Origin of the sequence: Pseudomonas sp. ACN8 (genome assembly GCF_002303925.1) — a bacterium.
In the GTDB taxonomy this organism is placed as follows: domain Bacteria; phylum Pseudomonadota; class Gammaproteobacteria; order Pseudomonadales; family Pseudomonadaceae; genus Aquipseudomonas.
The window spans coordinates 54,715-76,578 of record NZ_MRCS01000034.1; the positions used below are offsets into that span (position 1 = coordinate 54,715).

18 protein-coding genes are annotated in these 21,864 nt (G+C 60.4%); 9 read left to right on the forward strand and 9 right to left on the reverse strand.

The window, feature by feature from the left end:
• Positions 1–162 precede the first annotated feature (162 nt).
• From BSF44_RS19240 to BSF44_RS19275, 8 genes are all read right to left on the reverse strand, one after another.
• Positions 163–2,085: a PrkA family serine protein kinase gene (locus BSF44_RS19240; protein ID WP_095944858.1), complete on the reverse strand. Its 1,923-nt coding sequence runs from the start codon at positions 2,083–2,085 to the stop codon at positions 163–165.
• A 297-nt stretch (positions 2,086–2,382) separates the two neighbouring features.
• Positions 2,383–2,712 carry a thiosulfate sulfurtransferase GlpE gene (glpE, locus tag BSF44_RS19245; protein WP_008051614.1) on the reverse strand — a complete coding sequence of 110 codons (330 nt, stop codon included), beginning with the start codon at positions 2,710–2,712 and terminating at the stop codon, positions 2,383–2,385.
• A gap of 33 nt (positions 2,713–2,745) precedes the next feature.
• The gene (locus BSF44_RS19250; protein ID WP_095944859.1) at positions 2,746–3,627 is read right to left on the reverse strand and encodes a symmetrical bis(5'-nucleosyl)-tetraphosphatase; all 882 of its coding nucleotides are present in this window, start codon (positions 3,625–3,627) and stop codon (positions 2,746–2,748) included.
• Positions 3,627–4,007: a Co2+/Mg2+ efflux protein ApaG gene (apaG, locus tag BSF44_RS19255; RefSeq protein ID WP_095944860.1), complete on the reverse strand. Its 381-nt coding sequence runs from the start codon at positions 4,005–4,007 to the stop codon at positions 3,627–3,629. Before apaG ends, BSF44_RS19250 begins: the two co-directional genes overlap by 1 nt.
• Before the next feature lie 115 nt (positions 4,008–4,122).
• Positions 4,123–4,932, reverse strand: a complete 810-nt coding sequence (gene rsmA / locus BSF44_RS19260; RefSeq protein WP_095944861.1) for a 16S rRNA (adenine(1518)-N(6)/adenine(1519)-N(6))-dimethyltransferase RsmA — start codon at positions 4,930–4,932, stop codon at positions 4,123–4,125.
• Positions 4,929–5,918 carry a 4-hydroxythreonine-4-phosphate dehydrogenase PdxA gene (pdxA, locus tag BSF44_RS19265; protein ID WP_095944862.1) on the reverse strand — a complete coding sequence of 330 codons (990 nt, stop codon included), beginning with the start codon at positions 5,916–5,918 and terminating at the stop codon, positions 4,929–4,931. The genes rsmA and pdxA overlap by 4 nt, the downstream gene beginning before the upstream one ends.
• Complete coding sequence (gene surA, locus BSF44_RS19270) at positions 5,915–7,231, reverse strand: peptidylprolyl isomerase SurA (RefSeq protein ID WP_141250058.1); 1,317 nt, start codon at positions 7,229–7,231, stop codon at positions 5,915–5,917. Before surA ends, pdxA begins: the two co-directional genes overlap by 4 nt.
• A complete protein-coding gene (locus BSF44_RS19275) occupies positions 7,212–10,022 on the reverse strand; it encodes an LPS-assembly protein LptD (protein ID WP_095944863.1) in 2,811 nt (936 codons plus the stop codon). The genes surA and BSF44_RS19275 overlap by 20 nt, the downstream gene beginning before the upstream one ends.
• A gap of 130 nt (positions 10,023–10,152) precedes the next feature.
• Here BSF44_RS19275 and BSF44_RS19280 point away from each other — a divergent pair, with 130 nt between their 5' ends.
• Genes BSF44_RS19280 through BSF44_RS19290 form a run of 3 tightly spaced genes read left to right on the forward strand, consistent with a single transcriptional unit; the run spans position 10,153 to position 12,609 of the window.
• Positions 10,153–11,172 carry an aminoglycoside phosphotransferase family protein gene (locus BSF44_RS19280; protein WP_095944864.1) on the forward strand — a complete coding sequence of 340 codons (1,020 nt, stop codon included), beginning with the start codon at positions 10,153–10,155 and terminating at the stop codon, positions 11,170–11,172.
• A complete protein-coding gene (gene murU, locus BSF44_RS19285) occupies positions 11,169–11,840 on the forward strand; it encodes an N-acetylmuramate alpha-1-phosphate uridylyltransferase MurU (protein WP_095944865.1) in 672 nt (223 codons plus the stop codon). The genes BSF44_RS19280 and murU overlap by 4 nt, the downstream gene beginning before the upstream one ends.
• A 1-nt stretch (position 11,841) precedes the next feature.
• Positions 11,842–12,609, forward strand: a complete 768-nt coding sequence (locus BSF44_RS19290; RefSeq protein WP_095944866.1) for a TerB family tellurite resistance protein — start codon at positions 11,842–11,844, stop codon at positions 12,607–12,609.
• 123 nt (positions 12,610–12,732) lie between these two features.
• On the opposite strand, the gene BSF44_RS19295 is transcribed toward BSF44_RS19290, so the two are convergent.
• A complete protein-coding gene (locus tag BSF44_RS19295; RefSeq protein WP_095944867.1) occupies positions 12,733–13,722 on the reverse strand; it encodes an alpha/beta hydrolase family protein in 990 nt (329 codons plus the stop codon).
• 73 nt (positions 13,723–13,795) lie between these two features.
• Here BSF44_RS19295 and BSF44_RS19300 point away from each other — a divergent pair, with 73 nt between their 5' ends.
• The 6 genes from BSF44_RS19300 (at position 13,796) to BSF44_RS19325 (ending at position 21,770) form a co-directional block, all read left to right on the forward strand.
• Entirely contained in the window at positions 13,796–16,192 is a 2,397-nt protein-coding gene (locus BSF44_RS19300; RefSeq protein ID WP_095944868.1) for a PAS domain S-box protein, read from the forward strand.
• A 125-nt stretch (positions 16,193–16,317) separates the two neighbouring features.
• Complete coding sequence (locus BSF44_RS19305; RefSeq protein WP_008051638.1) at positions 16,318–16,947, forward strand: response regulator transcription factor; 630 nt, start codon at positions 16,318–16,320, stop codon at positions 16,945–16,947.
• Positions 16,948–17,298: 351 nt separating this feature from the next.
• The gene (locus BSF44_RS19310) at positions 17,299–18,423 is read left to right on the forward strand and encodes an ABC transporter ATP-binding protein (protein ID WP_046039490.1); all 1,125 of its coding nucleotides are present in this window, start codon (positions 17,299–17,301) and stop codon (positions 18,421–18,423) included.
• Between the two features lie 48 nt (positions 18,424–18,471).
• Positions 18,472–19,515 carry a polyamine ABC transporter substrate-binding protein gene (locus tag BSF44_RS19315; RefSeq protein ID WP_095944869.1) on the forward strand — a complete coding sequence of 348 codons (1,044 nt, stop codon included), beginning with the start codon at positions 18,472–18,474 and terminating at the stop codon, positions 19,513–19,515.
• A 170-nt stretch (positions 19,516–19,685) separates the two neighbouring features.
• On the forward strand, positions 19,686–20,933 hold the full coding sequence (locus BSF44_RS19320; protein ID WP_007980201.1) for an ABC transporter permease: 1,248 nt from the start codon (positions 19,686–19,688) through the stop codon (positions 20,931–20,933).
• Between the two features lie 12 nt (positions 20,934–20,945).
• Complete coding sequence (locus BSF44_RS19325; protein WP_007980200.1) at positions 20,946–21,770, forward strand: ABC transporter permease; 825 nt, start codon at positions 20,946–20,948, stop codon at positions 21,768–21,770.
• The last annotated feature ends 94 nt before the right edge of the window (positions 21,771–21,864 follow it).

The following is a 21,864-nucleotide window of genomic DNA, read 5'->3' on the forward strand; positions in this document are numbered from 1 at the left end:
ACAGCATCGAACCGAGAGCCGAGGGATGTTGAACGCTCCCCCAAGCGCTTTGGATGCTGCCTGAACTCGCTACCGACTTTCGAACACCTTCCAGAGGCTTGTGTAACAGAAAATGCATACACAGGCCTCTGGCTGACGACAACCGGTCTGACCGGCAGCGGGTTATTGTGATTTTCTGACCCGCAGGTACCACTCGGACAGCAGTCGTACCTGTTTGTCGGTGTAGCCCCGCTCGACCATCCGTGTGACGAAGTCGTTGTGTTTCTGCTGGTCCTCTTTGCTGGCCTTGGCATTGAAGCTGATGACCGGCAGCAGGTCCTCGGTGTTGGAGAACATTTTCTTCTCGATGACCACCCGCAGTTTTTCGTAGCTGAGCCAGGTCGGGTTCTTGCCGTTGTTGTTGGCCCGGGCACGCAGGACGAAGTTGACGATTTCGTTGCGGAAATCCTTCGGATTGCTGATGCCGGCCGGTTTTTCGATTTTCTCCAGTTCTTCGTTCAACGCTACGCGGTTGAGGATCTCTCCGGTTTCCGGGTCGCGGTATTCCTGGTCCTGGATCCAGAAGTCGGCGTACAGCACGTAACGATCGAAGATGTTCTGGCCGTACTCGCTGTAGGACTCGAGGTAGGCGGTCTGGATCTCCTTGCCGATGAACTCGATGTAGCGCGGTGCCAGGTACTCCTTGAGGAAGCGCAGATAGCGTTCGCGGGTCTCGGCCTGGAACTGTTCCTGCTCGATCTGTTGCTCCAGCACGTAGAGCAAGTGCACCGGGTTGGCGGCGATTTCGTGCGGATCGAAGTTGAACACCTTCGACAGGATCTTGAAGGCGAACCGGGTCGAAAGACCGTTCATGCCTTCGTCGACGCCCGCATTGTCGCGGTATTCCTGGATCGACTTGGCTTTCGGATCGGTGTCCTTGAGGTTCTCGCCGTCGTACACGCGCATCTTCGAGTAGATGTTGGAGTTTTCCGGCTCCTTGAGGCGCGAGAGTACGGTGAACTGGGCCAGCATCTTCAGGGTGTCCGGCGCGCAATGCGCCTTGGCCAGCGAACTGTTGAACAGCAGCTTGTCGTAGATCTTCACTTCGTCACTGACCCGCAAGCAATACGGCACTTTGACGATGTAGATCCGGTCGATGAAGGCCTCGTTGTTCTTGTTGTTGCGGAAGGTGTGCCACTCCGATTCGTTGGAGTGCGCCAGCAGGATCCCGGTGAACGGAATCGCGCCGAGACCTTCGGTACTGTTGTAGTTGCCTTCCTGGGTGGCGGTCAGCAGTGGGTGCAGCACCTTGATTGGTGCCTTGAACATTTCGACGAACTCCATCAGGCCCTGGTTGGACCGGCACAGTGCGCCCGAGTAGCTGTATGCATCAGCGTCGTTCTGCGGGAACTCCTCCAGTTTGCGGATATCGACCTTGCCCACCAGCGCCGAGATGTCCTGGTTGTTTTCGTCGCCAGGTTCGGTCTTGGCCACGGCGATCTGGTTGAGGATCGACGGGAAGAGTTTCACCACGCGGAACTGACTGATGTCGCCGCCGAATTCGGCCAGGCGCTTGGTTGCCCATGGCGACATGATGGTGTTGAGGTAGCGCCGTGGAATGCCGAAGTCTTCCTCCAGGATCGCTCCATCTTCAGTGGAGTTGAACAGGCCCAGGGGCGACTCGAAAACCGGCGAGCCCTTGATGGCATAGAAGGGCACTTTTTCCATCAATTGCTTGAGCTTCTCGGCCAGGGACGATTTACCGCCACCGACAGGGCCGAGCAGGTAAAGGATCTGTTTCTTCTCTTCCAGGCCCTGAGCGGCATGGCGGAAATACGACACGATCTGGTCGATGCATTCTTCCATCCCGTGGAAGTCTTCAAAGGCCGGATAGCGGCGGATGACCTTGTTGGAGAAGATGCGCGACAGTCTCGAGTTGGTCGAGGTGTCGAGCAGTTCCGGTTCACCGATGGCCAGCAGTAGACGCTCGGCGGCGGAAACGTAGGCGCTACGGTCTTTTTTGCACAGTTCCAGATACTCCTGCAGAGAGAGTTCTTCCTGGCGTGTGGACTCGAAGCGTTGTTGGAAGTGGCTAAAGATACTCATGACGTCACCTCGCTCGATACGTGGAGCCGACGCCGGATCACTCAGTCGATGCTGGCAGCAACCGAACAGGCGATTGCTGTTTACCCCCCAGAACTCTCCCGGAGCTGACTACTCCGAAAGCTACTCCCGATGACCCGCGCGCCGGTGTACCGGCTCTCCCCTGTTTTGGATGGCCTGCGCTTAAGGATAGTTGGGAATTCGGGAGGTAAAGGCAAGATACGTAATTGTTTGTGGCAGACCGTTCGTCTGCCACCGCGCCAGCCCGCGGGAGCCGGGGCCTGCAACGTTACAAAAAAATTATTCGGTGGTGCCTTGCGCCGTTTCCGCAGGATACGTCGTCCGCCACAACTCGAATCCGCCATCCATGCTGTACACGTCGGAGAAGCCCTGGCTGATCAGGTAAGCGGCTGCGCCCTGGCTGGAGTTACCGTGATAGCAGACCACCACGGTCGGTGCATCGAGGTCGGCGCCCTGGATGAAAGCGTGCAGGGAATGGTTGTCCAGATGCTTCGAGCCTGCGATGTGCAGGGCGGCAAAAGTGGCCGGGTCGCGGACGTCGACTACCACTGCGCCTTGTTCGCGCAGGGCCTGGGCCTGTTCCGGGGGGATACGTTTGAATTCGCTCATGGCGGGCTCCTGTGGCTCGGCTGAATGGGCAGTCTAGCGCGGAGCGCTGGCTGGCGATGTTTGGGGAATGGATGAGGCGACTGGCGGCATGGCATGACCGTGTTCGTCGCATTTGCAGGACAGGCGCTCAAAGCTGTCGACGTTCATCAGGGTCAGGGCTCCGCCCCAGACGCAGCCTGTATCGAGTGCCGAAATACCCGGCTCCTCGACGTTGCCTTCCAGTGCTGCCCAGTGACCGAAGATGATCTTCAGGTCCTTGGTCTTGCGGTGCTGGTGCTGGAACCAGGGCTTGTAGCCTGCTGGTGCGGTATCAAGACCTTCCTTGCTCTTGAGGTCGAGTTTGCCTTCGGCGGTGCAAAAGCGCATGCGCGTGAAATAGTTGGTGATCACCCGCAGGCGCGTCACGCCTTTGAGGTCGTTGTCCCATTTCGCCGGATCGTTGCCGTACATGCCATCGAGGTAGGGCGGCAACAGGTTGTCGTCACGCAAGGCGGTCTCGACTTCGGCGGCACACTTCAAGGCTTTGCGCAGCGACCACTGCGGTGGAATGCCGGCATGGACCAATGCAAGGTTGCGCTGTTCGTCGTAGTGCATGAGCTTTTGCTGGCGCACCCATTCCAATAGTTCGGCGCTATCGGGCGCGTCAATGATCTCGCGCAGGGTATCGGCCTTTTTCAGGCGTTCGATGTTGCGTCCGGCCGCCAGCAGGTGCAGGTCATGGTTGCCGAGCACGCACACCAGCGATTCGCGAATGCTGTAGAGGAAGCGCAAGGTTTCCAGCGACTGCGGGCCGCGGTTGACCAGGTCGCCCACCAGCCACAGACGATCCCGTTGTGGGTCGAACGCCACTTGTTTGAGCAGGCATTGCAGGGCTTGAAGACAGCCTTGCAGGTCACCGACAGCGTACGTTGCCATCAGTGCAGGGCTCCGGGCACCGCCAGGCGGAAGGGTGCGATGATGGCATCGAAGTGTTTGCCGTCGTCGGACAGCATCTGATAAGTGCCTTGCATGGTGCCGACCTTGGTGGTCATGACCGTGCCGCTGCTGTAGGTGTGGCTCTTGCCGGGCTCGATCAACGGTTGTTGGCCGACTACACCTGCGCCACGCACTTCTTCGACATGCCCGTCACCATCGGTGATGACCCAGTGCCGTGAAAGCAGTTTGGCGGGCATTTCGCCATTGTTTTGCACGGTGATGGTGTAGGCGAAGGCAAAGCGGTCGTGCTCGGGTTGCGATTGTTCTGCCAGATAGCGGGTGACGACGCTGACGTCGACCTGATAGCGAGGATCGGACATGCAAGGGGCCTTAAAAACGAAGCGGGACGCGGGGCGTAGCTGTTGGGGTTCAGTCTAGGCCAAGTATCGGGTAGTAGACCAGAGTGGCGTCCTACCCGATAGCGCTCATCGCCTGTCAGTCTGCGGCAGGCTTTTGTTCGCTGAGCTTGTCGGCCAGGCGTACGAACGCGGCCAGGTCGAGTTGCTCGGGACGCAGGCTGCCATCGACGCCGGCGGCTTCGATTTCGGCATTGCTCAGCAGCAGCTTGAGTGTGTTGCGCAGGGTTTTGCGGCGCTGGTTGAAAGCTTCGCGCACGACGCGTTCCAGCAGGCGGTGATCCTTGGCCGGGTGTGGCAGTACCGCGTGGGGCACCAGGCGCACGATGGCCGAGTCGACTTTCGGTGGCGGGTTGAATGCCCCCGGGCCGACGTTGAACAGGTGCTCGACTCGACAGTGGTACTGAACCATGATCGACAACCGACCCCAGTCGCCACCACCAGGGCCGGCAGCCAGACGCTCGACCACTTCCTTTTGCAGCATGAAGTGCATGTCGCGGATCAGGTGCGAGTTGTGCAGCAGGTGAAAAATCAGCGGCGTGGAGATGTTGTACGGCAGGTTGCCGACCACTCGCAGGCTGCCAGGCACGGCATTCAAGCTGTTGAAGTCGAACTTCAGCGCATCGCCCTGATGCAGGTTGAAGTTACTCTTGCCGGCAAACTGCTGGTTGAGGATCGGGATCAGGTCCTTGTCCAGTTCCACCACATCGAGTTGCGCGCCGCTGCTGAGCAGGCCTTGGGTCAGTGCGCCCTGGCCCGGGCCGATTTCCAGCAGACGGTCTTCTGCCTTGGCATGAATGGAGCGCAGGATGCGGTCGATAACGCCGGCATCGTGCAGGAAGTTCTGGCCAAAGCGTTTGCGCGCCTTGTGTTGGTAATGCTCGGTCATAAACGGGTCTCGGCCATCTGGTAGGCGGTTTCCAGGGCGACTTGCAGGCTGCCGGTGTCGATCTTGCCGCTGCCGGCCAGGTCCAGGGCGGTGCCGTGGTCGACCGAGGTGCGGATAATCGGCAAGCCAAGGGTCACGTTGACTGCCGCGCCGAAGCCTTTGTACTTCAGCACCGGCAGGCCCTGGTCGTGGTACATCGCCAGCACCGCATCGCAGTGCTCCAGATATTTGGGGGTAAACAGAGTGTCGGCGGGCAGGGGGCCACGAAGGTCCATGCCCTCGCCGCGCAGGCGCTCTAATGTGGGTTCGATGATATCGATTTCTTCATGGCCCAGGTGCCCGCCTTCGCCGGCATGGGGGTTGAGCCCGCAGACCAGGATGCGTGGCCGGGCGATGCCGAACTTGTTTTGCAGGTCGGCGTGCAGGATACGCGTGACGCGTTCCAGACGCTCCGGCGTGATTGCATCGGCAATCTCGCGAAGGGGCAGGTGAGTGGTCACCAGGGCCACGCGCAAGCCGCGTGTGGCCAGCATCATCACCACTTGCGCGGTGTGGGTCAGGTCGGCAAGGAATTCCGTGTGCCCGGAAAAGGCGATGCCGGATTCGTTGATGACACCTTTGTGCACTGGCGCGGTAATCATGCCGGCGAAATCTCCGCTCACGCAGCCTTGGCCGGCGCGGGTCAGGGTTTCCAGAACGAAGGCAGCGTTCGCCTTGTCCAGTTGCCCGGCGACGACCTTGGCATTGAGCGGAGTATCCCAGACATACAGGCTGTTGGCTGGCGCGGGTACGTCCGGCCAGTTGTCCGGTGTGACCGGCAGCAGATCGACAGCCGCGCCCAGTTGCGCGGCCCGCTCAATGAGCAGGTCGCGGCTGGTAATGGCAATCAGGGGGTGAGGCTGGGCTTGCGAGGCGAGCAGCAGGCACAGGTCGGGACCTATGCCGGCCGGTTCGCCGGGTGTCAGCGCGAAACGTTGGGGTTTCACTGCGCTGCCTGGTCGGCGCCAGGGAGTTTGATTTCCACGTACGCTTCGTCACGGATCTGACGCAGCCAGGTTTGCAGCTCTTCGTCGTATTTGCGGTTACGCAAAACGGTCATTGCTTGCTGCTCGCGAGCCTGTGAGGTGCTGTCGGTGGCGCGACGGCCAAGGACTTCCAGGACGTGCCAGCCGTACTGAGTCTGGAACGGCCTGGACAGCTGACCTTGCGGGGTCCTGGCCATCACTTCGCGGAACTCGGGCACCAGTGCGTTCGGGTCGATCCAGTTCAGGTCGCCGCCGTTGAGGGCGGAGCCCGGGTCTTCCGAATAGCTTTTCGCCAGCTCGCCGAAGTCTTCGCCAGCCTCGATACGGCTGTAGAGCGATTCTACCAGGGCCTTGGTTTTTGCTTCGTCGCGGATCGGGCTCGGCTTGACCAGGATGTGGCGCACATGTACTTCATCGCGCATCTGGGTCTGGCCGCCACGCTTTTCGAGGACCTTCAGAATGATGAAGCCGCCCGGGGTGCGCATTGGCTGGGTGACATCACCCACCGGCATGGTGCTCAGCAGGCGATCGAACGGCGGAGGCAATTGAGCGGCCTTGCGCCAGCCCATGTCGCCACCTTCCAGTGCGGTTTCGCTGGCGGACTTGGCGATTGCCAACTGACCGAAGTCAGCGCCTTGCTTGAGTTGCTGGTAAATCGCATCGGCCTGTTTGGCTGCGTTCTGAATCGCGTCGGAGTTGGCGCTTTCCGGCGTGGGAATCAGGATGTTGGCCAGGTGGAACTCTTCGGACAGCTGCATTTTGCCCAGGTCGGATGCCAGGAAGTTCTTCACTTCCTGCTCGGAGACCTGAATGCGCTCGGCGACCCGACGCTGGCGTACACGGCTGATGACCATTTCGCGGCGAATCTGCTCACGTGCGTCGTCGTAGGACAGACCGTCGCGCGTCAGGGCGGCGCGGAACTGCTCTACCGACATGTTGTTGCGCTGGGCAATGGTGCCGACAGCCTGGTTCAACTCTTCGTCGGTAATGCGGATACCAGAGCGCTCGCCGATCTGCAATTGCAGGTTTTCGACGATCAGGCGCTCAAGTACCTGCTGCTCCAGCACGCTGGCCGGCGGCACGGCAGAACCACGCTTGGCGATGGTTTGCTGAACTTCATGAACCCGTTGGTCCAGTTGGCTCTGCATGACCACGTCGTTGTCGACGATGGCCACCACTTTGTCGATGGACTGTACGGCGGCGCTCGCCGCCGTACTCAGGAACAGCGCGCCCAGCATCAGCGGGCGCAGACAATCAGAAAGCTTGGTCTTCACGTTCACGATAACCTTGAATGCCTTTGTCGAGGAAGCTCTCTACCTTGGCGCCAGTCAGGCCGCCGAGCCCCTTCAGAACAATTTGGAGGAAGACGCCATGGTCGCCTTTTTCGTTTTCCGGGGCGTTCTGACTGAACTCGTCATAGGAAACCCAGTAACGGTTGATCAGGCGCAGTTTCCAGCAGCAGTTGTCGTACTCGAAACCACCGAACGCTTCCAGGGTGCGGTTGCGGTTGTAGTCATACTGCCAACGGGTGATGGCGTTCCATTGCGGCACGACCGGCCAGATCACCGAGAAGTCGTGCTGTTCGATCTTGTAGTAATCCTTCACGTAGCCCGGGGTGCCAGGGGTACCGTAGTCGCCACCGAACTGCCATTGACCGGTGTTCTGGTTGTAGATCACCTGGTCGTTACGATAGCGATAGCCGGCGTTGATGACCTTGTTCGGGTTGTCTTCAGGCTGGTAGTGGAACATCGCACTGCCCGAACGAGGGCTGTGGCTGTCCGGGTCCCAGTTGTAGTCGGCCGTGGTACGCCAGTCGCGGTTCCAGCGGTATTCGTACTCCAGTGCGTACGGCGAAACGCTGGCTTGGGCATCGGCGCGGAGTTTCGGATCGACACCCGGCAACTGGACTTCGCGGTCCTTGAAGTACAGGGCCTGGCCTACGCTGAGGCGTTGACGTTCGAAACCGTTATCTTCGATCCAGCGGTTGGTCACGCCCAGGGACAGTTTGTTTTCGTCGCCGACACGGTCGGCGCCGGAGAAACGGTTGTCACGGAACAGCGACGCGTAGCTGAACGTGTATTCGCTGGTGTCGAATACCGGGATGTCTACCTGGTCGACCTCAGGCACGTACAGGTAGAACAGGCGCGGTTCGAGGGTCTGGCGATAGTTCTTGCCGAACCATTGAGTATTGCGATCGAAGTACAGGCCGCTGTCGATGCTGGCGATCGGCACTGCGCGATTTTGGTTGCTGTCGAACTGACCGTTGAAATTCTCAGTCCCGTTTGCAGCTGCGGTTTGATTTTGACCCGCAATTTGACTTTTACCAGTACCGTCCAGATCCAGTTGGTACTGCGTGTACTGGTACTTGAGTTTCGGCTTCAGGAAGCCATAGGTCCAGTTCAGCGGCAGGGTGACGGCTGGAGCCAGGTTGAGGCGATCGCCGTTGGCACGAGCCAGGCCTCGAACGTTGTTATCAATACGTGGCTCTACATTACCGTCTTCGTCGGAGTAGTTGCCGGATTTCAGATCCCGGTCAAACCGAACAACTTCGGTTTCGTAGGAGAAATTCAAGCCTTGGGGATGATACGGCAGCGCGCCATTGAAGGTGATCTGCGGCAAACGGTCGTACGGTGTAATGTTCGAAACGGTCGCCAGCTGATAGGCCTGGGCATTTACGCGAGCGGTATAGCCGTCGCCGCGATAGGTGACGGAGCCCTGCTGGTTCACGTAGTCCTGGCTTTTCACGCCAATCTGGTCGGTCTGCAGATCCTGGAAGTAATACGGATCGCTGATCTTGGTGTAGTCGACTTGCGTGAGCGTTCGCGAGTCGAGACCGCCCTTGTGCTGCCAGTTGTACATGTAGCGGGTTTTTTCGGCGTCGGTCTGCTTGTCGCGTTCGTTGCTTTCGTCGTTGAGGTACGCCGCGCCGAACTGGCCTTCGCTGGACTTGGTCAGGTAGCGGAATTCGCCTTCCATCAACAAGCCGTGCTTTTCCATGTAGCGTGGGTACAACGTGGCATCGTAGTTCGGCGCCAGGTTGAAGTAGTACGGGGTGACCAGCATGAAGCCGGTATCGCTGCCGGTGCCGATGGTCGGCGGCAGGAAGCCGGACTGGCGACGGTCGTCGATCGGGAAATAGATGTACGGCGTGTACAGGACCGGAATGTCCTTGACCCGCAGCGTCACGTTGGTCGCCGTGCCGAAACCGGTAGCCGGGTTCAGGGTGATGTTGTTGCCCTTGAGCTGCCAGGCGTTGCTGTTCGGTTCGCACGTGGTGTACGTACCATCCTTGAGGCGGATGATCGCGTTCTCGGCACGTTTGGCGTACAGCGCATTACCGCGGATGCGGGATTTGTGCATCACGTATTCGGCGTTGTCGACCTTGGCTTCACCGGTGTCGAGCTGCACGTCGGCGTGGTCGCCGACGATCAAGGCGCCGTTGTCGCGAATGCGCACGTTGCCGTTCAGTTCGCCACGGCTTTCGGCCTGGTACAGGTTGGCTTCGTCGGCTTCGACCTGCATGCTGCCCTGACGCATGACAACGTCACCGGCCAGTGTCGCAACTTGCTCATCCTGCTTATAGCGGGAAGCTTTTGCGCCGATAAAGGTTGGAGCGTCGCTTTTATTCGTCTTGTCATCCATGCCAGGACGAATCGGTTCGATATAGGAACCGGAGCAATAAGGACCGGTTTCGGCCAATTGTGCGGCAGTGAGCTGCTCGCGGGGAACCCAGTCGAGGTGGCTGTAGTCTGCGCTACGGGATGTCAGGCCACGGCCTTTGGATTCGGTGACCAGCACCGGCTTGGCGCCGGCGTCTTCGCTGGAACCGTTCTCGGCCGAGGCTTCGCCGGTGGCGGAAACTGCGCTGCCGTCATGGACGGGACGCGGTGGCAATGCAGCCGCCGGCGTCTTTGGCGCACAGTCCCAGGAACCCGAAGCAGAGACTGAGCAGTCAAACTGTTCCGCGGCGACCACGTAGGAAGTGGCAAGGGGTTGCAGCGCCAGCAAACTGCCGGTAACCAACAACGGAAATTTTTTACGAAACGCGGGGGATTTCAATGCCATCTTATTAGTCCGGGCTTCCTGCGTGCCATCTGCCCGCGGTGTGGGCCGCACGCCTCTCGATGGTCTGAAAAAGATGCTGGATAATAAAGCATGACCCGCTTGACGGCTAGCGCCGTCGGAGACCCTTGCAATGCCTGATCAAGATGTACGCTTGCAACACCTGAAAGTTTGGCTCGATCAACAATTGACGACCCTTTTTGCCGAGCAGGGCTGGGGCGTCGTACCCCCGGCCACGTTGACCGCGGCCAGCAGCGACGCGAGTTTCCGGCGGTATTTCCGTTGGGAAGGCGGTGACAAAAGTTTCATCGTGATGGACGCGCCGCCGCCCCAGGAAAACTGCAAACCCTTCGTGGATATCGCCTTTTTGCTGGCGAAATCCGGAATAAATGTGCCGAAAATTTATGCCGAAGACCTTGAACGCGGCTTTCTTTTGCTCAATGACCTGGGCAACAAGACCTATCTGGACGTCATCGACAGCGAAAACGCCGACGATTTGTTCACGGATGCCCTGCAAGCGTTGCTGGCTTTCCAGCAGTTGCCGATGGTTGCGCCTCTGCCGAGCTATGACGTGGCCTTGCTGCGTCGCGAGCTGGAACTGTTCCCCGAGTGGTACGTGAAGCGCGAACTGGGCATCGAATTCGATGCGGCGCAACAAGTGCTCTGGCAGCAGGTCAGCGAACTGTTGATCGACAGCGCCCTGGCACAACCCAAAGTCCTGGTGCATCGCGACTACATGCCGCGCAACCTGATGCTCAGCGAGCCCAATCCCGGTGTGCTGGACTTCCAGGATGCGGTGTATGGCCCGGTAACCTACGACGTGACCTGCCTGTTCAAGGACGCATTCCTCAGTTGGCCCCAGGAGCGTGTACACGGCTGGCTCGAAAGCTACTGGCGGCAAGCGGGTGCGCTCGGGATTCCGGTCCAGCCCGATTTCGAGGACTTCCTGCGTGCCAGCGACTTGATGGGCGTGCAACGTCACCTGAAAGTCATCGGCATTTTCGCGCGCATCTGCCATCGCGACGGCAAACCGCGTTATCTGGGTGATGTGCCGCGTTTCTTTGCGTACATAGAAACGGTGATCGCCCGCCGCCCTGAACTGGCCGAGCTGGATGTGTTGCTGGCCAGTCTGCGCGCCGGAGTGAAAGCATGAAGGCAATGATTCTGGCCGCGGGTAAAGGCGAGCGCATGCGCCCGCTGACCCTGACCACGCCAAAACCGCTGGTTCGTGCAGGCGGCGTGCCGCTGATCGAGTATCACCTGCGAGCGCTGGCCGCCGCCGGGTTCACCGACATCGTGATCAATCACGCCTGGCTCGGTCAGCAGATCGAAGACTACCTGGGCGATGGATCGCGTTATGGCGTGAGCATTCAGTACTCGGCCGAAGGTGAGCCCCTGGAAACCGGCGGCGGGATTTTCCGCGCGTTGCCGTTGCTGGGGGATGAAGCGTTTGTCGTGGTCAACGGCGACATCTGGACCGATTACGACTTCAGCGTGCTGCATCAGCCCATCAACGGCCTGGCGCACCTGGTGCTGGTCGGCAACCCGTCCCATCATCCGGCCGGGGACTTTAGCCTGGTCGAAACGCAGGTGCACGACGGTCAGCCAGAGGTGGGTACCCTGACCTACAGTGGCATCGCCGTGTTGCATCCGCAGCTGTTCGACGGTTGCACCGCGGGGGCCTTCAAGCTCGCGCCGCTGTTGCGCAAGGCCATGGCTGACGATCAAGTGACTGGCGAGCAGCTGAGGGGGCACTGGGTCGATGTCGGCACTCACGAGCGACTGGCCGAAGTTGAAGCATTAATAGAAGCGAGCCGCTGACATGTTGTGGCCAGGGACTCTGATCGGAGCCGGAGCAGGCTTTGCCATAGCCAGCATTCCGGGGGCCATTCTCGGCGCGTTGTTGGGGCAGGCGCTGGATCGGCGCTTGCACCTGCAAAGCTGGGGACACTTGCGGGAAAAACTGGGCGGTCGCCCGGTGCTGCGTAATGATGAGTTGCTGTTTGTCCTGTTGGGGCGCCTGGCCAAGTGTGACGGCCAGGTGATGTCCGGGCACATCGAACAGGCCCGGGCGGAAATGCGCTCGCTGGATATGTCCGAGTCGGCCCAACGTCGTGCGATTGCTGCGTTCAATCGCGGCAAGTCGGGCCGCGACCGGCTGCGCGGTTATCTGCGTCGCCTGAGTGCCCAGCCCCATGCGGCAGAAGGCGTATTACGCGCCTGCTGGCGAATGGTCTGGGCCGATGGTCGTGCCGGCAGCAGTGAACGTAAACTGATCGGCCAATGGGGCAAATGGTTGGGCTGGACGCCCCATCAGGTGAAGGCGTTGGCGCACGACTATGAGCCGCGGAAACGGCCATTGGGCAACAGCGTGCCCAGTTATCAGGACGCATTGAGGCTTTTGGGGGTGTCGGCCACCACTGAACCGGCGCAGATCAAGCGTGCTTATCGGCGCCTGCTCAGTCGCCATCATCCGGACAAGATTGCCGGCAGCGGCGCGACGGCGACGCAGGTGCGTGAGGCCACCGAGCGAACGCGTGAACTGCATAATGCCTATACGCTGATTCGGGAACGGCGGGATTTTCGTTAGCCCGGAAAGTTTGCGTCGCCAGTGATACCGCTATCGCGAGCAGGCTCGCTCCCACAGGTGTCTTCTAACGCTGGAGATCTGATGTGGGAGCGAGCCTGCTCGCGATGAAGGCGCCTCGGTCTTTCAGTCTGTCGAAGGCTGCGGGTTCAGCCAGCCCCGCACCCGGCGGAACAGTTGCTCCTGCTCGGCCTTTTTGTCGGGCAACGCCTTGAGCGATATCTGGCTGAATGCCGACGTTTTCACCCGTTTGTTGGCCTGCAGACGGGCTAGCGCCGCATTGCGATCCAGCGGCTTGTCCATATAGAACATGTCAGCCGTAGGCAGTTTCAGGTTCGGAGCCAGCTCATCCAGTTCGGGTTTCGCTTGAGCAGGTGTCTGCGCTGCGACCATCAGGAATCGCTCGACTTGTGAGGGCTGCTTCTCGCTTAAATAGCGCGCCGCCCAGTAAGTGCCGGTGCCATGCCCCAACACCACGATACGGCGGGCGCTTTGCTGTTCGGCGAAGGCGATCGCGGCGTCGATCCGGGCAAAGATGCGCTCGGCATCTGCCTTGGACTGTTCTTCGGTGGTTTCGGCGACGACCTTGTCGGTTACATCTGCCTCGCCACCGGCCACCTGTTCGATAGGGGCAGCGGTAGTCGAGTCTTTACTGACGGTTTCGGCGGCCTTGGGTGCCGGCGCTGCTTCGACGATTCGTGGCGCAATGGCATCGCTTTGCAGGTCCGGCAAGGTGATACTCAGGCTGCTCCATTCGGCATCCGGCAATTTTCGCCGCAAAGGGCCGACGGCTTGCGGCCAGTCAGCGGTTTCGCCGGTGCCCGGGATGATAATCACCGCGCCTTTGGGGTCGGCGGTGTTGGCCGGTTTCCACAAGGCCAGAAACGTGTCGGTGCCTGCTTGCAGTTGTTGCTGTTCCTGAGGCGGGATCTTTCGCTCGAGTGCAGTCGCTTCTTCCTGACTACGCTCAGGCAGAGGCTGACGTTCGAGCGGTTTTTCTTCGGCGGTTTTTTCTTCCGCGAGGGAGGCCGGGTCGGCCGCCTTGACGGAAAAAGCGCAAGGCAGGATCAGCGACAGGCACAATGCTGGCAGTGCCAGGCGGTGGACAAGGGGCATCGGATATTCCAGGCCAGAAGATGTTCCGGCAGCCTAATGGGTTGGTCAGTATTTGTCAGTGTGTGAGAGTTCAATGATGCGTTTTCGCTGCCTGTGGGTTATCGGCTGTTTGTGGTTTCCCTTGATGGGCTGGGCGGCCGCCGCGCCTCCGGCACCCGTCGCCCAACTGTCCCCGAAACAGCAGCACTGGCTGGCGCAGCAGGGCGAGTTGCGGGTCGGCGTGGTGTTGCAGGCGCCCTATGCGCAATACGATCGCCGCTTGCAGCGCCTGTCCGGGGTGAACGTCGAATTGATGAAGTGGCTGGCAAAAAACCTCAATGTCGAACTGAGCTGGCGCAATTTTCCCGACCTTGAGCAATTGGAAGCCGCGGCCCGCGAGGGCGAAATCGACATCGCCCCGGGGCTGACCCAGACCCCTGGCGGGCTGCGCCTCTGGCAGTTTTCCGACCCCTACATGCGGGTGCCGCAATTGGTGGTCAGCGATCAGAAAAGCGCGGGCGCTGTCGAGCTGGAAAAACTCGACAGCCAGACCCGAGTCGCCGTGCGCATGCCCAGTGCCATCGCCGATTACCTGCGCGGCAACTACCCGCACCTGAATTTGCAAGGCGTACCGATGGAGCGTCAGGCATTGCAATTATTGGTTGGCCAGCAGGCAACTTATGCGGTGATCGATGAGGCGCAGCTGGGTCGCTTGTCGGTCGAGACGGAGTTCGCCGGATTAGTGGTAGTGGGGGATGTCGGCCTGCCGCAGTTGCTGCGGGTGGCCACGCTGCGCGACAAGCCGGAACTGGCGGGCATCGTTGAAAGTGCATTGCGGGCGATCCCGGCCAAGGATCTGGAGCAGTTGCACAATCAATGGCTGCAACCCAAGTATCCGCGGCTCACCGAGTCCCGGGGATTCTGGCAAAACCTCTGCCTGCTGCTGGCCGTGCTGGCGTTGAGTTGCATGGCCATCGTGGTCTGGCAGCGTCGCCAGCAGCACAGCCTGGAGCAGCGCCTGCTGGCCGCGCAGGAAGACATCGCCTTGCGTGCCGCCAGCGAAGAGGCCTTGCGGCTCACCCAGTTTTCCATCGACCAGAGCACCGTCGGTATCCTCTGGGTCAACTGGGACAGCCATGTGCGCTACGCCAACCGCGCGGCAGAAAGCATGCTGGGCTATCCGGTCGGCGGGATCATCGATCGGCCATTGATCGATTTTGAACCCGGCCTGCACATGGACCGATGGCTGAACCTGTGGAAGCGCGCCCGGGCCAGTGAAGACGGCCCGCAAAGCTTCGAATCCAATTGCGTGCGGGCCGATGGCAGCATCCTGCCGGCCGATGTCTCGTTGAGTTTTCTGCGCTTTCGCGACGGCGAATACCTGGTGGTTTACCTCAACGATGTCACCGAGCGGCGTCGTGCCCTGGCGGCCTTGCAGGAAAGCGAGGCGCGGCTTCAAGGCATCGCCGCCAACGTTCCAGGACTGGTTTTTCGACTGGAGCGGGCGCCGGTGACCGGTCAGATCGACTTTGCCTACATCAGCGAAGGCAGCGAAAGCCTGGTGGGTTACTCGCCGGCCACGCTGGCGCATCGCGATAAAGGCCTGCGCAGCCTCGTGCATCCGGATGACAAGGCCAGCTATCACCAGACCCAGGATCATGCGCTGGATACCGACAGCGACTGGTCGTGGCAGGGGCGAATCCTGACGCGTCAGGGCGAGCAGCGCTGGGCGGAAATCAAGGCCGTCACCCGTCGGCTGGAAGACGGTACGTATGTCTGGGACGGGATTGTCTGGGACATCAGCGAGAGCAAGCGCATCGAACTTGAACTGGCCAGCTCCCGGGAACAACTGCGTGAGTTGTCCGCGCACCTGGAAAGCGTGCGCGAAGAAGAAAAGGCGCGCATAGCCCGGGAAGTTCACGATGAGTTGGGTCAGATGCTCACCGTGTTGAAGCTGGAAACGTCGATGTGCGAACTGGCCTACGCGCAGCTTGATCCGGGTTTGAACGAGCGCTTGAACAGCATGAAGCGCTTGATCGCCCAATTGTTTCAGCTGGTCCGTGATGTGGCCACGGCATTGCGCCCGCCGATTCTCGACGCGGGCATCGCCTCGGCCATAGAGTGGCAGGCCCGCCGATTCGAGGCGCGTACGCAGATCCCGTGTCTGGTGCAGGTGCCGGACAATTTGCCAGTGCTCAGCGATGCGAAGGCAATTGGTCTGTTTCGAATCCTTCAGGAGGCGCTGACCAATGTCATGCGGCACGCCCAGGCGCATACTGTTGAACTGACACTGACCCTTGATGGCGACGAGTTGTGTCTGACGGTCAGCGATGATGGCGTAGGATTTGTCGCCGCGCCTGGCAGGCCAACGTCCTTTGGGATCGTCGGCATGCGCGAGCGGGTGTTGATCATGGGTGGTGAGTTATCCCTTGAGAGTGAGCCGGGTGAGGGCACGACGTTAGAAGTGCGAGTGCCTCTGGAGAAAGCCTGAAGAATTTGTGGTGTCCGTGCTGACGCTTTCGCGAGCAGGCTCGCTCCCACAATGGCTTTGAGTCGTTCACAAATCCCCTGTGGGGGCGAGCCTGCTCGCGATAGATCTTGAACCTGGAGAAAAACGTGATCCGTGTACTGGTAGCCGAAGACCACACTATTGTCCGCGAAGGCATCAAGCAGTTGATCGGCCTGGCCAAGGACTTGCTGGTAGTGGGGGAGGCGAGCAATGGCGAGCAGTTGCTCGACACCTTGCGTCATGTGCCCTGCGAAGTGGTGTTGCTGGACATCTCCATGCCGGGCGTCAACGGCCTGGAAGCGATTCCGCGGATTCGCGCCCTGAACAATCCACCGGCGATCCTGGTGCTGTCGATGCACGATGAAGCGCAGATGGCCGCCCGGGCGTTGAAGGTGGGCGCTGCGGGTTATGCGACCAAGGACAGCGACCCGGCACTGTTGCTGACAGCCATTCGCAAAGTGGCGTCGGGTGGGCGCTATATCGATCCGGAACTGGCCGATCGCATGGTTTTCGAGGTTGGTCTTACCGATTCGCGCCCATTGCACTCGTTGCTCTCCGAGCGCGAATTCTCCGTGTTCGAACGCCTGGCCCAGGGCGCCAACGTCAACGACATCGCCCAGCAACTGGCGCTGAGCAGCAAAACCATCAGCACCCACAAGGCGCGGCTGATGCAAAAGCTCAACATCACTTCGCTGGCGGAACTGGTGAAGTACGCGATGGAACACAAACTCCTCTAAAGCGCTCCGCAACCAAAACTGTAGGAGTGAGCCTGCTCGCGATCACGGTGGATCAGTCAATGCAATGTTGACTGACAGGACGCCATCGCGAGCAGGCTCACTCCTACAAGGGATCTCCGTCTGGCTTGGGATGGCAGGCATATCCAATAGCGACAACTGTTTTGCTCGCTTTTGCGGCTTGCAGCTCGACACCTGCAGCTGCCTTGTCCATTTGCGCCATCCTTGTAGGGCAATCCCTACCCCCAACCTTCCATCCGGCTGAGGCCAATCTCTCTTGCGCCCCGATTTGCGCGGTCCCCAGCGTCCACTAGGCTTAGTCCCACAGCAGTCATCAATAACAAAGGTGTGGGTATGAGCCAGGTCGATTCAAGCGCAGGGGCCAATGATGTTCTGGTCAGCTTTCGTGGAGTGCAGAAGAGCTACGACGGCGAGAACCTGATCGTCAAGGACCTCAACCTGGACATTCGCAAAGGCGAATTCCTCACGTTGCTCGGGCCGTCCGGCTCCGGCAAGACCACCAGTCTGATGATGCTCGCCGGCTTCGAAACGCCGACCGCGGGCGAAATCCTGTTGGCCGGGCGCGCCATCAACAACGTGCCGCCGCACAAGCGCGACATCGGCATGGTGTTCCAGAACTACGCATTGTTCCCGCACATGACGGTGGCTGAGAACCTGGCGTTCCCGCTGACCGTGCGCGGCATGAACAAGAGCGACGTCAGTGCCCGGGTCAAGCGCGTGCTGAGCATGGTCCAGCTCGATGCCTTCGCCCAGCGTTACCCGGCGCAGCTTTCCGGCGGACAGCAACAGCGTGTGGCATTGGCCCGGGCGCTGGTGTTCGAGCCGCAACTGGTGCTGATGGACGAACCCCTCGGCGCACTCGACAAACAACTGCGTGAACACATGCAGATGGAAATCAAGCACCTGCACCAGCGCCTTGGCGTAACGGTGGTCTACGTGACCCACGATCAGGGCGAAGCCTTGACCATGTCCGACCGCGTGGCGGTGTTCCATCAGGGCGAAATCCAGCAGATCGCGCCGCCGCGCACCCTCTACGAAGAGCCGAAAAACACCTTCGTCGCCAACTTCATCGGCGAGAACAACCGCCTCAATGGCCGCCTGCACAGCCAAACCGGCGACCGTTGCATTGTCGAGCTCGGGCGCGGTGAGAAGGTGGAAGCCTTGGCGGTCAACGTCGGCCAGACCGGCGAGCCGGTGACCCTGTCCATTCGTCCGGAGCGAGTGAGCCTCAATGGCTCCAGCGACCAGTGCGTCAACCGTTTCTCCGGGCGAGTCGAGGAATTCATCTATCTGGGCGACCACGTCCGGGTTCGCATGGAAGTCTGCGGCAAGACCGACTTCTTCGTGAAACAGCCGATTGCCGAGCTTGATCCATCGCTCGCCGTCGGTGACGTGGTACCGCTTGGCTGGCAGGTCGAGCACGTTCGCGCACTCGACCCACTTCTAGAGGCGCATTGATCGCCCCGGCAACACCAACACCAACCCTGCACGTGGAGAGAACAATAAATGTTGAGATCCCTGAAATACACCGCTTTGGCACTGGGCATGATGGGCGCGGCACACGCAATGGCGGCCGGCCCGGACCTGACCGTGGTGTCCTTTGGCGGCGCGAACAAGGCGGCTCAGGTCAAAGCCTTCTACGCACCGTGGGAAGCGGCAGGCAATGGCAAGATCGTGGCCGGCGAGTACAACGGCGAAATGGCCAAGGTCAAGGCCATGGTCGACACCAAGAGCGTGTCCTGGGATCTGGTAGAGGTTGAATCGCCGGAGTTGTCCCGTGGTTGCGACGAAGACATGTTCGAGCAACTTGATCCGAAGTTGTTCGGCAAGACCGAAGACTACGTCAAGGGCGCCATCCAGCCTTGCGGCGTGGGTTTCTTCGTGTGGTCGACCGTGCTGGCCTACAACGCCGACAAACTGAAAAGCGCACCGACCAGCTGGGTGGATTTCTGGGACACCAAGCAGTTCCCGGGCAAGCGTGGCCTGCGTAAAGGCGCCAAGTACACCCTGGAATTCGCACTGATGGCCGACGGCGTTGCCCCGAAAGACGTCTACAAAGTGCTGGCCGGCAAGGACGGCCAGGACCGCGCGTTCAAGAAGCTCGATGAACTCAAGCCGAACATCCAGTGGTGGGAAGCCGGCGCACAACCGCCGCAATACCTCGCTTCCGGTGACGTGGTCATGAGCTCGGCCTACAACGGTCGTATCGCTGCCGTGCAGAAAGAAAGCAACCTGAAAGTGGTGTGGAACGGTGGCATCTACGACTTCGACGCATGGGCCATTCCAAAAGGTCTGGATGCCAAGCGCGCCGAAGCGGCGAAGAAATTCATCGCCTACTCGGTACAGCCACAGCAACAGAAGACCTACTCGGAAAACATCGCCTACGGCCCGGCCAACACCCAGGCCGTACCGTTGCTGGCCAAGGATGTCCTGAAAGACATGCCGACCACCCCGGAAAACATCGCCAACCAGGTGCAGATCGACGTCAGCTTCTGGGCTGACAACGGCGAGCAACTGGAACAGCGCTTCAACGCCTGGGCTGCGAAGTAATGCTTCGCCTGTAGGAGCGAGCCTGCTCGCGAAAGCGGTGGGTCAATCAACATAGATGTTGAATGTAATGGCCTCATCGCGAGCAAGCTCGCTCCCACAGGTTGCGGTGTTTCAACACAACAGAGGTGGTTCGCCGCCTCTGTAACGATCAAAGATTCCCGGAGTACGTCATGGCTATCGCCGTTCCCCTGAACGAGGGCACCAGCCCCACCTTGAAGCAGCGGCTCAAGCACGCCGAGCGGGTCAACCGCTGGAAGGCCCAGGCGTTGATCGCGCCGCTGGTGCTGTTTCTGTTGCTGGTGTTCCTGGTGCCGATCGTGGCGCTGCTCTACAAAAGCGTTGGCAACCCGGAAGTGGTCGGCGGCATGCCGCGCACCGTGACCGCCATCGCCAGTTGGGACGGCCGCGGCCTGCCCGCTGAACCGGTTTATAAAGCTGCGGCCGAAGACCTCGCCGAGGCTCGCAAGAATCAGACCCTGGGCGATCTGTCCAAGCGCCTGAACATGGAACTGGCCGGCTACCGCAGCCTGCTGACCAAAACCGCCCGCGCCTTGCCGCTCGCCACTGAGCCGGCTTCTTATAAAGAAGCGCTGGAAGGTCTCGATGAGCGCTGGGGCGACCCGGCCTACTGGCAAGCGGTGCGTCGCAACACCAGCAGCATCACCCCGTATTACCTGCTGGCGGCTGTCGATCATCGCATCGACGACCTCGGCGAAATCGCTCCGGCCACCCCGGATCAGGCGATCTACCTCGACATCTTCGCCCGCACCTTCTGGATGGGCCTGATCATCACTGTAATCTGCCTGGTGCTGGCGTATCCCCTGGCTTACCTGCTGGCGAACCTGCCGTCGCGCCAGAGCAATCTGCTGATGATCCTGGTGCTGTTGCCGTTCTGGACCTCGATCCTGGTACGCGTAGCGGCGTGGATCGTGTTACTGCAATCGGGTGGCCTGATCAACAGCGGCCTGATGGCCATGGGCATCATCGATAAGCCGATCGAGCTGGTGTTCAACCGCGTCGGTGTCTACATCTCCATGGTGCACATCCTGCTGCCGTTCATGATCCTGCCGATCTACAGCGTGATGAAAGGCATCTCGCCGACCTACATGCGCGCCGCGATTTCCCTCGGCTGCCATCCGTTCGCCAGCTTCTGGCGGGTGTACTTCCCGCAGACCTATGCCGGCGTCGGCGCCGGTTGCCTGTTGGTGTTCATCCTCGCCATCGGCTACTACATCACCCCGGCATTGCTGGGCAGCCCGAACGATCAGATGGTCAGCTACTTCGTCGCCTTCTACACCAACACCAGCATCAACTGGGGCATGGCGACCGCACTCGGTGGGCTGCTGCTGCTCGCGACGGTCGTGCTTTATCTGATTTACAGCTGGCTGGTAGGCGCGAGCCGCCTGCGCCTGAGCTAAGGGGAGAACGAAATGCTGAGTCCTTATATGTCGCCCATCGAACGGGTGTGGTTCTACAGCTTGCGGATTCTCTGCGGCTTGATTCTGTTGTTCCTGATCCTGCCGGTGCTGGTGATCATTCCACTGTCGTTCAACTCCGGCAGTTTCCTGGTGTACCCGCTGCAGGGCTTCTCGCTGCAGTGGTATCACGATTTCTTCGCCTCGGCGGAATGGATGCGCGCCCTGAAGAACAGCATCATCGTCGCCCCGGCGGCCACGGTGCTGGCCATGGTCTTCGGTACGCTGGCGGCGATCGGCCTGACCCGGGGCGACTTCCCCGGCAAGGCGTTGGTGATGGCGCTGGTGATTTCACCGATGGTGGTGCCGGTGGTGATCATCGGTGTGGCCAGTTACCTGTTCTTTGCTCCGTTGGGGCTGGGTAACAGCTTCTTCTCGCTGATCGTGGTGCATGCGGTATTGGGTGTGCCGTTCGTGATCATTACCGTTTCCGCGACCTTGCAGGGGTTCAACCACAACCTGGTGCGGGCCGCTGCGAGCCTGGGTGCTTCGCCGCTGACCACGTTCCGCCGGGTGACCTTGCCGCTGATTGCGCCTGGCGTGATCTCCGGGGCGTTGTTCGCCTTCGCGACTTCGTTCGATGAAGTGGTGGTGACGCTGTTCCTCGCAGGTCCCGAACAAGCGACCCTGCCACGGCAGATGTTCAGCGGCATCCGCGAAAACCTCAGCCCGACCATCGCCGCCGCCGCGACGCTGCTGATTGCTTTCTCGGTGATCCTGCTGCTGACCCTGGAGTGGCTGCGTGGGCGGAGCGAGAAGCTGCGTACTGCGCAGGTTTAAAGCTTCACATCAATCCCCTGTAGGAGCGAGCTTGCTCGCGATGAACCTGAGAGCGCCGCGGGGTGTCAGGTTTCCCGCGTTATCGTTGACGTTC